Genomic DNA, 12,787 nt, shown 5'->3' with positions numbered 1-12,787 from the left:
TATTTTAAACCTAAAAACCTTAAAGTTAAAGTGCCATTTTACGCATCAAATTATCTGAATTATTATGTGGATAAACTGTTAGGAAGCAACCAGATTACATTAGAACTCATTTTATTCACAAAAAAACTCGCTGTTTTTTGTCAATAGCAGCAAACAAAGAATCTGTTTTTTTAATCTAAAAGCGTTTGACATTGACTGCAGTACATAAACTCCAACCTATGATCAATAAAAAAACCAACGGCTGAATGCCGTTGGTTTTTCAATAATCAAATAAATCAACCTTTACTGCAATGACTTTAGCTGATCCACTGCATATTGATTAGCCGGATCAATCCCTAATGTTTTATTAAAAGTATCTTTTGCTTTTACTTTATCATTGGCTGCATAAATAACCCCCAAATTATTATAGGCTTCTATTAATTTAGATTTCATCCCTTTGGTGCTCAATTCATCAGCACTTTTCTTTTTAGCGGCCTCTATAAAATCTTCATAATTTTTTGCCACAAGGATATCATTTTTAAGCAAGACCTGTATTCTCGCTTTAAAAAGGTAAGCATCTTGAGTTGATGGTGAGGCCTGAATAATTACATCCAAAGAAGCATCAGCTTTTTTTAATAGCTCAATCTGTTGCGGATTTAAATTTTCGGCATTATAATAAGACCAATAAACTGATGAAGCAAAAAAGAAATTATCCATTAAATAGGATTTTGTCTCTGTATTGGCAATCCCTATTTCATAAACGGAAGCAGCATCAGCGTATAATTTTTTCTCATATAATTTTTTAGCCTGCTCCGGAAGTTCGGCAGCAACAGCAGGACTCATTTCAAATGATTTTTTAAAATCTGAAATTGCATCGCTAATCAATGTATTGTCAACAGGAACCGCACTCAATCCTTTACTCAATTTTGCGGCGCCAATATAAAAATAATCTCTGCCGATAACACGGTTTGAAGTATTTGAAACAAACGATAGTAACGAACTTATTGCGGTGTCAAAATTATTATTATAATAAGCTGAATACCCTAAATAACGATATATTCTTGGATTAACATTATCCAGTTTGCTCATTTCATTAGCTTCTTTTTCAAGGGATTTATAATCAGTCGCCAAAATAAGGAAATCAGCATGACGCATACGGGAATCTAAAGAATAATCCGTCAAAGACATGTATTTTTCATAGAAAACCAATCCTTTTGAGATATGCTCATCATACCTTCTGGCATCATTTAAAGCCCAAAGGTATTGTGTCTCAGCCAGCTCACGATAAACTGGTCCATAATTTGGATTTAATGCAATTACTTCGTCAAAGGAAGTTAATGCTGCTGGGAAATTGTGAGCGTTTTTGATCAATGTTCCCAATCCCATTTTTGCTCTCAACAAAGTATTGTTCAATCGAAAAGCTTCACGATAACACTCGTATGACTCATTTTGTTTTTTGTTCAATTTATGAGCATCTGCCAAGGCCAATAAAACGTCAGTATTAGCGGGATCAATCTCTCTCGACTTGCTTAAAATCTCAATTGCTTTTTGATAATCCGGGTGCTCAGAAAAAGTATAAGCTTTACCTATAAACACTTTTTCATCTAAATCCCTTTTACTGCTATTTTTAGTTGCAAGAGCAAAATATTTTTCAGCTTCGACAGCATCTCCCTTATCTAATGCGATATTTCCCAATCCTATGTAATTGAAATTTCCTTTGGAAGAATAGGTAATCCCTGCATCAAAATGTTTTTTGGCTTTTTCCTGATCGCCTATTAACAAGCAAACATTTCCTAAAAGAAATTTTGCATAGCCATCAGTAGGTTTTAATGCTGTAATCGTTTCTAAAATATTTTTTGCTTTTTCATATTGTTCTGCATCGATAGCATCCTTTACTTGCTTTATATCCTGTGCATGTCCCAATACAACAAAAAACAGTGCTGCCACGGTATAAATAAAAACTTTTTTCATAATAGATTTATTAATTTGATTATTAAAATAGTACTGCTTCAAACTACTACTTAAAACAGTAGTACAAATATAAAAAAATATAAAACAAAAACATTATATTTTAGCTATTAATTATCTGTTATTCAGATAGTTATATTTTTAAAAACATGATAAAAATCATATTTTATATCATCCAAAAAAAGTATAATTCAGACCTAAAAGAAGTTTTAGTCCAATATCTTCAGATCAATAAAAAGACAATTAATTCATTTACAAAATATTATTGTGAACTATATGCTGAAACAGAAAACAGGAAAAAGCTTTTTTCAAAATCAAGTCAATAAGCAATAACTTAAAATATTTTAAATTTCAAAAAAGGAATGCATCTTATATCATTATATTTGCAAAAAATTTAAACATGTCAAACATTTATATAGGGTATCATTTTACCATAGAACCTAAAGAACTGGGATCGGAGATATTAATCGCAGAATTAGGGGAAAAAGCATTTGAAAGCTTTACCGAAACCGAAACTGGAATTTCGGCCTTCGTCCAAAAAGATCTTTGGGATGAAATGATACTGGATGACATTCAGATACTGCATTCAGAAGAATTTAAAATCAATTATAACTACGAAGAAATCGAGCAGGTAAACTGGAACGAAGAATGGGAAAAAAACTTTGAACCTATTGATGTAGAAGGAAATTGCCATGTTCGAGCCCCTTTTCACCAAAAAACTGATGCCGAATATGACATTGTAATTGAACCCAAAATGAGTTTTGGAACTGGTCACCATGAGACTACACACATGATGATTCAGCATTTGCTGGAAACAGATGTCACAGGAATGAAAACATTAGACATGGGTTGCGGAACAGCAATTTTGGCAATACTTGCAGAAATGAAAGGAGCTCAGCCTATTGATGCAATTGATATTGATAACTGGTGTTATTTGAACTCTATCGAAAATGCCGAGCGCAATAATTGTAAACATATAACCGTTTATGAAGGAGATGCTGCCTTATTGAAAGACAAAAAATATGATTTAATCATAGCTAACATCAACAGAAATATTTTGCTGAATGACATGCAAAGCTATGTAGACAGTTTGAACCCAAAGGGAACAATATTATTTAGCGGTTTCTACGAAGAAGACATTCCTTATATTGATGCTTCTTGCTCAGAAAAAGGGCTAACCTATGTAAAAAAGTTCCTAAAAAATAACTGGGTATCATTAAAATACGTAAATTAGTACAATTCTTTAAATTAACGATGTACAAAAACCTAAAAGCATGAGTACAATAGAAAAAGTAAAAGAAAAAAGAAGAGAGCAGGAAGTTACTTCTATGAACAGCGAAATCATAGTATACAATGACGATGTAAATACTTTTGACCATGTTATCAATACTTTAGTTCGTGTTTGCGACCACACACCAATTCAAGCAGAACAATGTTCACTTATAGTTCATTTCAACGGAAAATGTACAGTAAAAACTGGTGAATATGATAAATTGAAAATACAATGCACCGGATTATTAGAAGCTGGTTTGAGCGCTGAAATAATCTAAGTTACGACGAACCGAACCATTCCAAAAATGAGTTTTTATCAGCCTATTCAAGAAGTACAATCTTGAATAGGCTTTTTTATTACAATAAATTCCAGATTTAAATAATATTAACTTAGCAAAAAAAGCTACAAATTAAAATGATTACAAAGTTTTAGTCATTTTAATTTGTAGCTGCTTAACCGCAAATAACCTAAAAAATTATTAAACTTTAGGCCCAGTACTATTCAGCCCTAGTGAGGCAGTTTACTTTTTAAAGCACCATAGATAACAGTCCCAATCAATGCTCCAATAAGTACAATGATTACTGGCAAAAATCCTGCTCCAATCAATATAAAAATTGGTCCCGGACAAGAACCCACCAATGCCCAACCTAAACCAAACGAAATCCCTCCAATTAAATATCTGACAGTGCCTTTATCTTTTTCCTGAATTTCAATTGGCAAACCTTTGATATCTTTGATGTTTTTTCTTTTTATAATTTGGATCCCTAAGATTCCAGTCGTAACAGCAACCCCAATGATTCCGTACATGTGGAAAGATTGGAAATGAAACATTTCATAAATACGGTACCAGGAAACCGCTTCAGACTTGGTTAACACGATTCCAAAAAGGAAACCTACCAAAAAATATTTTAATACGTTCATAATCTAAAATAATAAGGGTAATAAAAAATGAGCCATAATCAATCCGCCGATGAAGAAACCAATTACCGCTTTCAAAGAAGGCAACTGCAGATTACTCAATCCCGAAATAGCGTGTCCAGAGGTACATCCGCCAGCATAACGAGTTCCAAAACCAATCAAAATTCCGCCACCTAGAAGTATCAGAATACTTTTGGGAGATTGCCAAATCTGTTCTCCAAATAAAGCTTTTGGCATTAACTGGCCATCGGGGGCATCAATTCCCAGTTGAGAAAGCTGAGCAATTGTCTGCGGGTTAATTGAAACATTAGACGGATCACTCATAAAATGTACAGCAACAAAACCTCCCGCCATAGCACCAAGAACTACAACAAAATTCCATCTGTTTGCTTTCCAGTCAAAATCAAAATAAGCAATACGCTTTCCTAACCCAGTCATGGAACACAACGATTGAAGATTGGTAGACATTCCAAAATTCTTTCCAAAATAGATTAGTGCGAGCATCACCATCCCTATTAAAAAGCCCGAAACATACCATGGCCATGTTTGAAATATTGGATTCATATTTTAATTATTTTGATTACAAATATAAAGGATTTTGACATATCTATCCATTCATCTGTTTTTTGACAAAATTTTATGCGGTTTCTGATTAGATTTTGATAATCGAGTAAAGTTCTTTTTATATTTGTAGTAGAATCGCATCACTTAAAATTTTAAACCACCAAAATGAAAAAAATAATCTTATTCATTACCTTAGCCCTGCTTATGGCTTCTTGCGGAAGCATTAAATCTTCTCTAAAAAACATAGACAATTCAGCACCAGTACCTGTAGTAAAAAACAATGCATTTGTAATTACAGTCTACAGCAAAGACAAAAAATATGGCTATAATAAAGATTACCCAATCAACATCTTTTATGGAGGCACAAAGAACGACACAATCAACCAGCGATATTTCCTTAATGCTCTGGCGGGGCCAAAGGGCGAAAAAATAACTTTTACCAAATTAGAAAACTGCTGCCCGTTTCCAACTAAAACAAGTGACATGGGAGCCGGCTTTCTTGACGTATATGAGTTAAAATGGAAAGGCTTAAAAACTCCGATTATTTTATATCTGAACATTTACGAGAGAGGTCAGCTGATGGTTCCAGTTGGTCTTAGCCTGAAAAAATTAGAATTATAACTCTTACTGTTCTAGCCAACATTACTTCTTTATACTTTTATTTTTATAGAAGTTCGGCTCCTGATTATAGCTTTGGCACTTGTAAAAATAAATACAAAATCTAATTCGGAAACCGCAAATTCAAACTACATTTGCACTTTCAAAAAAAACACAATATGAACATACAAAATATACCTCAAATCAAACATACTGAGAGCGGTAACTTCTTTTTGCTTGCTGGTCCATGTGCTATAGAAGGCGAAGAAATGGCAATGCGAATCGCCGAGCGATTGGTTGACATTACTGATAAACTACAAATCCCTTATGTTTTCAAAGGATCTTTTAAAAAAGCGAACCGTTCCAGAATTGACAGTTTCTCTGGAATTGGTGATGAAAAAGCACTTAAAATACTTGAAAAAGTATCCAAGACTTTTGGCGTGCCAACTGTAACTGACATTCATACTAACGAAGATGCTGCTATGGCTGCAGAGTATGTAGATGTTTTGCAAATTCCTGCATTTCTTGTTCGTCAAACCGATTTAGTTGTGGCTGCTGCCAATACTGGAAAAGTGGTAAACTTGAAAAAAGGGCAATTTATGAGTCCTGAAAGCATGAAACATGCCGTTCAAAAAGTATTAGACTGCAACAATCAAAACGTAATAGTAACAGACAGAGGAACTATGTTTGGTTATCAAGATATGATTGTAGATTACCGAGGCATCCCTACCATGCAGCAGTATGCCAGCACAGTTCTAGATGTAACGCATTCTTTACAGCAGCCTAACCAAACAGCAGGCGTTACCGGAGGTAGACCTGATATGATTGAAACTGTTGCCAAAGCAGGTATAGCTGTTGGCGTTGATGGTATTTTTATCGAAACGCATTTTGACCCTGCTAATGCTAAAAGCGATGGCGCTAATATGCTGCATTTAGATTACTTTGAACCATTGATGAATAAATTGGTTGCCATTAGAAAAACCATAAACCAATTTTAATTTTAACATAGAATACCAATACATTGAAAACATTTTTATACTCCATTATATTAATTTTATTTATTTCAATTAATACATTCGCACAGAATGACCCTATAAAAAAGGAAAGATATACTACCCATAACAAAGGAAAATTCTTCGTTTCGTGGGGTGGAAACAGAGAAAGTTATACTAAATCTGATGTGAACTTCAGAGGAAAAGATTACAACTTTACAGTTGATAACATGGTTGCTCACGACAAACCAAAAGGTTGGCATGTTGATTACGTGAATCCTGCTAACATGACAATTCCGCAAACTAACTTTAGAATGGGATATTTCATTAGCGACCATTACAGTGTTGCTATTGGTTGGGATCACATGAAGTATGTAATGAGCCAAGCTCAAACGGCTAATGTAACTGGTTATATTAATTTACCTGCTGATCAATCTGGATCTTATTACAACGGAGTTTATAATAATACACCTGTAGATATGTCTCAAAATGGTGCTCAGGAAGGTGGTTTTGAGAAAGGTACTACTCAGCAAGGTATTCCTGCTTTTTTAATGTACGAACACACGGATGGTTTGAACTACGTTAATACAGAATTTTCAAGACATGACGATATTTCGAAATGGTTTGGTTTGCCTAATACAGATAAAATTCAAATTAATTTAACTGAAGGTTTAGGTGCAGGACTTTTATACCCAAAAACAAATGCAACTGTTTTAGGAAAAGAACGTCATGATGATTTTCACGTTTCTGGTTACGGCTTATCTGCAAAAGCGGGAATTAACTTTACTTTCTTCAAATATTTCTATATTCAAGGTGAGCTAAAAGGTGGATACATCAATATGCAAGATATTAGAACTACTGCAAGTAACGATGATAAAGCTTCGCAAGACTTTTTCTTTTTCCAAAGAATCATTGCTGTTGGAGGAATCTTTAGATTATAAAATACTCTCACATAAAATAAAAATCATTAATCAAATTTAAAGACATTGAAAACAAATTTTTTATATACTGCTTTTTTAGTTCTTTTTCTTACTGTTAATGCTTTTGCCCAAAACAATGCTCCAACTGCAGAATTGTACACTGCACACAACAAAGGAAAATTCTTTGCGCACTGGGGAGGAAATAGAAGTTACTACACTACTTCTGATATTCATTTTGAAGGAGAAGGGTATAATTTTACTGTAGAAAATGCGCAATCGCATGATTTACCAAAAGGATGGAATATCGATTATATTAAACCAGGAAGTTTAACTTCATCTCAGACCAATTGGAAGGTTGGATATTTCTTTCACGACAAGTTTAATGTTTCTATTGGGATCGATCACATGAAATATGTGATGACTCAAAATCAGACTGCCATGATTAATGGAAACATTAATCTGCCTTCAACTGAAGCCGGTTCTCAATTCAACGGAATCTACAACAATAAATCAGTAGATTTGTCTGATGGAAAATTTTTAAAGTTTGAGCATACCAATGGATTAAATTATGTCTTTACCGAAGCAGCTCATTATGTTGATATTTCTTCATTATTTGGTATTAGAAATACTGATATTTTTCAGCTGAATTTCACTCAAGGGCTTGGTATGGGAATATTAGTACCAAGAACAGATGCTACCGTTCTTGGAAAACAAAGACATGATGAGTTTCATATTTCGGGTTATGGATTCTCTGCAGATGCAGGTTTAAATTTCACTTTTTTTAAGCATTTTTATATGCTAACCGAATTAAAAGGCGGTTATATCAATATGACTGACGTAAGAACTACTTATACCGATGATCACGCACAGCATCACTTTTGGTATGGAGAAACTATTATTTCTTTTGGCGGTATCTTCAGATTATAAATCTTCTTATCAGATAAAAAAAATCTCCTTCGGGAGATTTTTTTTATTTATACAAAGTAACAGCTTCTTTTATCACATCAGTCAGAATAACATTATCAATATCCTCTAAATTATAATAACGCAACGATTTTACAGTATTCCTTTTTTCGCCGATAAGACGCTCTTGGTTTCCTGTCAATTCAAATCCTCTTGCAAAACCCGCATCCACAAATCCCTGCTTATGGTTAACTGACAAATAACAAAACATTCTTTTTTTATAATAGAAATAAGGGAATCCCCATTTAAAAAGCAATACTAATTCAGGGATTTCCATTTCAAACACGCTAATTAAATGCATCAATATCGCTTGATACTTTTCTGGCTGCCTATAGATATATTCGTCTGTGAGTTTCATTCAATAAAAATAATCAAAAAAGTATTGCATTTCTTAAATTTTATCACTTACTTTGTATTTCAAAGTACTTTATATATGGAAGAAAAATATTTACAAGACATCAGTGACATCAAAAATATGATGAACAGATCCACACAGTTTATCTCATTGAGTGGTTTGTCTGGAATTTTGGCTGGGGTTTACGCTTTGATTGGTGCCTATATTGGCCATGAATTAATCCAAAATCACAACAGCGACATTATCACTTTGGAAAGCAATACATTCAAAATGCTTGTCTTAACTGCTTTTGGCGTTTTGTTTTTATCTGTTGGAACAGCATTGATGCTCACAATTAATAAAGTAAAAAAAGAAGGCGGAACAGCTTGGAATTCTTCTTCCAAAAGAATGTTAATCAACTTCCTGATTCCGCTAGTTACCGGAGGAGTTTTCGGACTGTTATTACTGCGAAACGGAAGTTACGGTTTAATAGCTCCTGTAACCCTTATTTTTTATGGTTTATCTTGCGTAAATGCGAGCAAATATACCTTAAGAGATGTACGTTACCTAGGCATCACGATTATCATAATAGGACTTTTTGCAACCGAATTTTCGGGATATGGATTGGAATTTTGGGCATTGGGTTTTGGGCTTTGCCATATTATTTATGGAAGTATGATGCACTTTAAGTACGATCGGAATTAAAATTAAAACTGCAGAATACCAATTTCAGATAAAATATAACATAGAGAATCCCGACATAACGCATGGCAACAAAAAGCACAGAAATGAAAAAAATGAAATATCTTTTTGCTATAATCACCTTTCTCATGAGTTTTGGCTGCGCATTGTTCGTTGCCAATTCGATGTTTGGGAATATCCTTTTTGGAACCCGTCCAGAAAATTTGCTAGATAAGGCTCAAGAAGGCGATATGATTTTTCAAACTTCACAATCCAAGCAATGCGAAGCGGTTCGGATAGCAACCAACTCTAAATTTTCTCATTGCGGTATTATTTTTATTGAGAAAGGAAAAAAGTATGTTTTTGAAGCCGTACAGCCAGTAAAATATACACCTCTAGAAGACTGGATTACTCATGGAAAAGAAAATCATTTTGTAGTTACCCGATTAAAAAATGCATCCAAAATCCTAAATGCACAAACACTGCAAAAAATGAAAGCCTATGGAAATTCATTAAACAACAAAGATTATGATTTATACTTCGAATGGTCCGATGATAAAATATACTGCTCCGAACTGATATGGAAAATATACAAAAACGGAGCTGGAATCGAATTATGTCCATTACAAAAATTGAAAGATTTTAATTTAAAAGACATCCGGGTTCAAGCAATATTAGCAGAAAGATACGGTAATAAAATCCCGCTCGAGGAAAATGTTATAGCGCCGTCAAACCTGGAACAATCCAAAATAGTAACCACGATAATAGACACTTACTAAGATTTGAAAAATATTATTCAAAATATCAATAAAGCTTTTGATCATCGCATCCGACTGGGAATCATGTCCGTTTTGATGGTCAATGAGTCGGCCGATTTTAGTACTTTGAAAGAGTTATTAGGCGTTACCGACGGTAATTTAGCCAGTCATACCAAAGCCTTGGAACAGGAAAATTACATTGGTATTGAAAAACAATTCATAGGAAAAAAACCAAATACAAGCTACAGAGCAACCAAAAATGGGCGCAAAGCATTCCAAGACCATATCAATGCACTCGAAAAATTAATACAGAAACATTAAACTCTTTTTTTAATTTTAAACTTTGAAATTCAAAGTACTTTTTAAAATAAAAACATTCCAGATTCAAATCAAAACTTTTAAAATCTAAAACTATGCAGTTCATCATCAAACTATTCAACAGTAACCGAAAAATTAACAGCGTCTTGCTTTTATTTACAATTTACTGCCTGATTTTGCTCGTTATCCGAACCAAGCTAACCAATACCATTTATCTCTTTTTTTTAGTTTGGAATCTGTTTCTGGCATTCGTTCCATATCTTTTTATCAGCTGCTTGAAAACTCAAATTACCATTCAAAAAAACAAAATTAAGACACTCTCCCTGCTAATTCTTTGGCTTCTTTTTCTGCCAAATTCGTTTTACATTCTTACCGATTTGATTCATTTATCGCAATCAAGCAACCATTTATTTTGGTTTGATTTGGTGGTCATAAGCTCATACGCACTAATTGGATTTTCACTTGGCATTATTTCACTGATAGAATTTGAAAACATTATAAAAACCTACACTTCGACTCTAATCACCAATTTATTAATGCCAGCAATCTGTTTTTTGTGCGGCATAGGTATTTACTTGGGCAGAATCCTCAGATACAATAGCTGGGATATTATCAGTAATCCATTTGAAATAATCCGCGCTACACTAGTCTCCTTATCATCTGCTCATGCTTTGTTGTTCTCTTTTTATTTTGGAGTCTACATCTATCTGTTTTTATCCTTAAAAAAAATCTATTCAACTATAAACCAATAAATCATGGAAACTACCCTAATTCAAGAAGAGCCTTTTGAAGGCAGAGCTTCTACGGAACTTGCTCTTAGTTGCTTTGCAATCGGCACCCTGTTTTTCATACTTTTTCTAACACTGCAAGACAATTCGTTTATTCTAATTATTGGATTTATATTCATTGTGCTGGCAAGTATTCTCAACATTATTATGTTCTCTCACCTGCTCTATCATTTTTACATTCGGCCACAAGAACGGAAATATATTGGGATAAAAATTTTAATACTATTAAGTAATATTCCAATAGCGTTCTTGTATTTGGGTACACTATTTTACTTGGCATTTGCCAATTCACCTTTTTAATCAAAAACCTTTAACAACAAAAAACATGGAAACAACAGAAAATCAAAACCCAACTCCAACACCCTTTTTTCAATCCAATACCGCCAAAATGATTATGGTTGTGATATTAACTTTAGTATTGCTGATTCCGCTGGAATTTGTCAAAAACCTGATAACCGAACGTTCGTTTCGCCAGGAAGAAGTCATTACCGAAATCAATGATAAATGGGGAGAAAGCGTCTATTTCTACGGACCTATATTAAAAGTCCCTTACACCACTTTTGACGAAACCTTATCCATCAATCAAAAAACAAATGAAACTGTCAAACAGCGAAAAGCAATTACAAAATACGCTTATTTCTTTCCCGAAGATCTAAAAGCCAAATCCAATGTAACGACCAAAGTTCTTAACCGAAACAATTACGAATCGGCTGTTTACAGTTCCAAAATGAATTTTGAAGGCCATTACATTCAGCCCGATTTTAGCAGCAAAAACATTCCTGCCGAAGTCATTCAATGGAACAAAGCCACAATTTTGATCAAAACCACCAATTTAAAGGGCATCAAAGACGAAGTAAAAATCAATCTTGGCGGTGCAAAATTTACTTTCGAGCCTGTTTACAGCACCAATGCAAACGATTCTACGCAAGCTCTAGAAACTGGTTTTATTGACCTGAAAAGCATTTTAAAAACAGATAAAACCAACTTTAGTTTTGATATCACTTATAATGGAAGCAAACAGATAAAAATGGTGCCTATTGGTAAAACCACGCAGCTAAGCATGCAGTCCAACTGGAGTTCGCCAAGTTTTACAGGCAATTTTCTTCCGGATGATAAAACCAAAAAAATCGATGCCAACGGCTTTACAGCCAACTGGAAAATCCTGCATATCAACAGAGCTTTTTCACAGCAATTCTTCGAAATTCTGCCAGATTTAGGAACCTATGCCTTTGGAGTCGATTTTGTAATTCCGGTAAACCAATATCAGCAAAACGAAAGAGCAGCAAAATATGGCTTTCTCGTAATTGGCCTAACCTTTTTAATTTTCTTTCTAATCCAATCGATCAGCAAAATCAGAATTCACATTTTCCAATATTCAATGATTGGTTTGGCACTCATTCTATTTTACACCCTGCTTATTTCCATCACCGAGCACAGCAGTTTTATGAAAGCTTATCTGATTGCAGCGGTGGCAGTAATCACCTTGATATCGCTGTATTCCGTTTCCATCCTAAAAGGACACAAATTTCGGCTGTTTATCGCCGCCTCACTCACAGGATTATACACTTTTATCTACGTCATTATCCAATTGGAAAACTACGCTTTATTAGTAGGAAGCATCGGTTTATTCTGCATACTGGCCGCTGTAATGTACTTTTCAAGAAAAATTGACTGGAATAAATAAGGTGAATAATTAGGAGCTATTTACTTCGTCAGTTCGCTTCGCTCGTGTCC

The 12,787-nt window shown here is 34.0% G+C and carries 16 protein-coding genes; 12 read left to right on the top strand and 4 right to left on the bottom strand.

Annotated features, from left to right (window positions below; genetic code table 11):
• Positions 1 to 282: 282 nt before the first annotated feature.
• On the bottom strand, positions 283 to 1,950 hold the full coding sequence (locus AC1DVP_RS06245) for a tetratricopeptide repeat protein (RefSeq protein WP_477182639.1): 1,668 nt from the start codon (positions 1,948 to 1,950) through the stop codon (positions 283 to 285).
• A 397-nt stretch (positions 1,951 to 2,347) separates the two neighbouring features.
• Here AC1DVP_RS06245 and prmA point away from each other — a divergent pair, with 397 nt between their 5' ends.
• Both prmA and AC1DVP_RS06235 read left to right on the top strand, forming a co-directional pair.
• On the top strand, positions 2,348 to 3,181 hold the full coding sequence (gene prmA / locus AC1DVP_RS06240; protein ID WP_477182638.1) for a 50S ribosomal protein L11 methyltransferase: 834 nt from the start codon (positions 2,348 to 2,350) through the stop codon (positions 3,179 to 3,181).
• A 40-nt stretch (positions 3,182 to 3,221) separates the two neighbouring features.
• Positions 3,222 to 3,497, top strand: coding sequence for an ATP-dependent Clp protease adaptor ClpS (locus AC1DVP_RS06235; protein WP_477182637.1), 276 nt, complete (start codon positions 3,222 to 3,224; stop codon positions 3,495 to 3,497).
• Positions 3,498 to 3,727: 230 nt separating this feature from the next.
• Here AC1DVP_RS06235 and AC1DVP_RS06230 read toward each other — a convergent pair whose 3' ends face one another.
• Positions 3,728 to 4,141 carry a DUF6691 family protein gene (locus tag AC1DVP_RS06230; protein ID WP_477182636.1) on the bottom strand — a complete coding sequence of 138 codons (414 nt, stop codon included), beginning with the start codon at positions 4,139 to 4,141 and terminating at the stop codon, positions 3,728 to 3,730.
• A gap of 3 nt (positions 4,142 to 4,144) precedes the next feature.
• Entirely contained in the window at positions 4,145 to 4,702 is a 558-nt protein-coding gene (locus AC1DVP_RS06225; RefSeq protein WP_477182635.1) for a YeeE/YedE family protein, read from the bottom strand.
• Positions 4,703 to 4,867: 165 nt separating this feature from the next.
• Here AC1DVP_RS06225 and AC1DVP_RS06220 point away from each other — a divergent pair, with 165 nt between their 5' ends.
• The 4 genes from AC1DVP_RS06220 (at position 4,868) to AC1DVP_RS06205 (ending at position 8,138) form a co-directional block, all read left to right on the top strand.
• The gene (locus AC1DVP_RS06220; protein ID WP_477182634.1) at positions 4,868 to 5,323 is read left to right on the top strand and encodes a 2-dehydro-3-deoxyphosphooctonate aldolase; all 456 of its coding nucleotides are present in this window, start codon (positions 4,868 to 4,870) and stop codon (positions 5,321 to 5,323) included.
• 155 nt (positions 5,324 to 5,478) lie between these two features.
• Positions 5,479 to 6,297: a 3-deoxy-8-phosphooctulonate synthase gene (gene kdsA, locus AC1DVP_RS06215; RefSeq protein WP_477182633.1), complete on the top strand. Its 819-nt coding sequence runs from the start codon at positions 5,479 to 5,481 to the stop codon at positions 6,295 to 6,297.
• 23 nt (positions 6,298 to 6,320) lie between these two features.
• Complete coding sequence (locus tag AC1DVP_RS06210) at positions 6,321 to 7,232, top strand: hypothetical protein (protein ID WP_477182632.1); 912 nt, start codon at positions 6,321 to 6,323, stop codon at positions 7,230 to 7,232.
• A 45-nt stretch (positions 7,233 to 7,277) separates the two neighbouring features.
• Entirely contained in the window at positions 7,278 to 8,138 is an 861-nt protein-coding gene (locus tag AC1DVP_RS06205) for a hypothetical protein (RefSeq protein WP_477182631.1), read from the top strand.
• 43 nt (positions 8,139 to 8,181) lie between these two features.
• Here AC1DVP_RS06205 and AC1DVP_RS06200 read toward each other — a convergent pair whose 3' ends face one another.
• The gene (locus tag AC1DVP_RS06200; protein ID WP_477182630.1) at positions 8,182 to 8,532 is read right to left on the bottom strand and encodes a DUF1801 domain-containing protein; all 351 of its coding nucleotides are present in this window, start codon (positions 8,530 to 8,532) and stop codon (positions 8,182 to 8,184) included.
• Between the two features lie 75 nt (positions 8,533 to 8,607).
• Here AC1DVP_RS06200 and AC1DVP_RS06195 point away from each other — a divergent pair, with 75 nt between their 5' ends.
• From AC1DVP_RS06195 to creD, 6 genes are all read left to right on the top strand, one after another.
• Positions 8,608 to 9,213: a hypothetical protein gene (locus AC1DVP_RS06195; protein ID WP_477182629.1), complete on the top strand. Its 606-nt coding sequence runs from the start codon at positions 8,608 to 8,610 to the stop codon at positions 9,211 to 9,213.
• Between the two features lie 83 nt (positions 9,214 to 9,296).
• Positions 9,297 to 9,968, top strand: coding sequence for a YiiX family permuted papain-like enzyme (locus tag AC1DVP_RS06190; RefSeq protein WP_477182628.1), 672 nt, complete (start codon positions 9,297 to 9,299; stop codon positions 9,966 to 9,968).
• A gap of 3 nt (positions 9,969 to 9,971) precedes the next feature.
• On the top strand, positions 9,972 to 10,268 hold the full coding sequence (locus AC1DVP_RS06185) for a winged helix-turn-helix domain-containing protein (RefSeq protein ID WP_477182627.1): 297 nt from the start codon (positions 9,972 to 9,974) through the stop codon (positions 10,266 to 10,268).
• Positions 10,269 to 10,360: 92 nt separating this feature from the next.
• Positions 10,361 to 11,017, top strand: a complete 657-nt coding sequence (locus tag AC1DVP_RS06180; protein WP_477182626.1) for a DUF1361 domain-containing protein — start codon at positions 10,361 to 10,363, stop codon at positions 11,015 to 11,017.
• Positions 11,018 to 11,020: 3 nt separating this feature from the next.
• Entirely contained in the window at positions 11,021 to 11,353 is a 333-nt protein-coding gene (locus AC1DVP_RS06175; protein WP_477182625.1) for a hypothetical protein, read from the top strand.
• A gap of 25 nt (positions 11,354 to 11,378) precedes the next feature.
• Positions 11,379 to 12,737, top strand: coding sequence for a cell envelope integrity protein CreD (creD, locus tag AC1DVP_RS06170; RefSeq protein ID WP_477182624.1), 1,359 nt, complete (start codon positions 11,379 to 11,381; stop codon positions 12,735 to 12,737).
• Positions 12,738 to 12,787: the final 50 nt, after the last annotated feature.

The sequence above is a fragment of the Flavobacterium sp. P3_A6 genome, assembly GCF_056403035.1.
This window is presented reverse-complemented; position numbering and strand designations above follow the sequence as displayed.

Bases quoted from the DNA above. Each gene is read 5' to 3' on its own strand.
- AC1DVP_RS06220 (WP_477182634.1), top strand. From the start codon at position 4,868: ATGAAAAAAATAATCTTATTCATTACCTTAGCCCTGCTTATGGCTTCT.
- AC1DVP_RS06245 (WP_477182639.1), bottom strand. From the start codon at position 1,950: ATGAAAAAAGTTTTTATTTATACCGTGGCAGCACTGTTTTTTGTTGTA.
- AC1DVP_RS06235 (WP_477182637.1), top strand. From the start codon at position 3,222: ATGAGTACAATAGAAAAAGTAAAAGAAAAAAGAAGAGAGCAGGAAGTT.
- kdsA (WP_477182633.1), top strand. From the start codon at position 5,479: ATGAACATACAAAATATACCTCAAATCAAACATACTGAGAGCGGTAAC.
- AC1DVP_RS06195 (WP_477182629.1), top strand. From the start codon at position 8,608: ATGGAAGAAAAATATTTACAAGACATCAGTGACATCAAAAATATGATG.
- AC1DVP_RS06190 (WP_477182628.1), top strand. From the start codon at position 9,297: ATGAAAAAAATGAAATATCTTTTTGCTATAATCACCTTTCTCATGAGT.
- prmA (WP_477182638.1), top strand. From the start codon at position 2,348: ATGTCAAACATTTATATAGGGTATCATTTTACCATAGAACCTAAAGAA.
- AC1DVP_RS06225 (WP_477182635.1), bottom strand. From the start codon at position 4,702: ATGAATCCAATATTTCAAACATGGCCATGGTATGTTTCGGGCTTTTTA.
- AC1DVP_RS06180 (WP_477182626.1), top strand. From the start codon at position 10,361: ATGCAGTTCATCATCAAACTATTCAACAGTAACCGAAAAATTAACAGC.
- AC1DVP_RS06200 (WP_477182630.1), bottom strand. From the start codon at position 8,532: ATGAAACTCACAGACGAATATATCTATAGGCAGCCAGAAAAGTATCAA.
- AC1DVP_RS06175 (WP_477182625.1), top strand. From the start codon at position 11,021: ATGGAAACTACCCTAATTCAAGAAGAGCCTTTTGAAGGCAGAGCTTCT.
- AC1DVP_RS06230 (WP_477182636.1), bottom strand. From the start codon at position 4,141: ATGAACGTATTAAAATATTTTTTGGTAGGTTTCCTTTTTGGAATCGTG.
- creD (WP_477182624.1), top strand. From the start codon at position 11,379: ATGGAAACAACAGAAAATCAAAACCCAACTCCAACACCCTTTTTTCAA.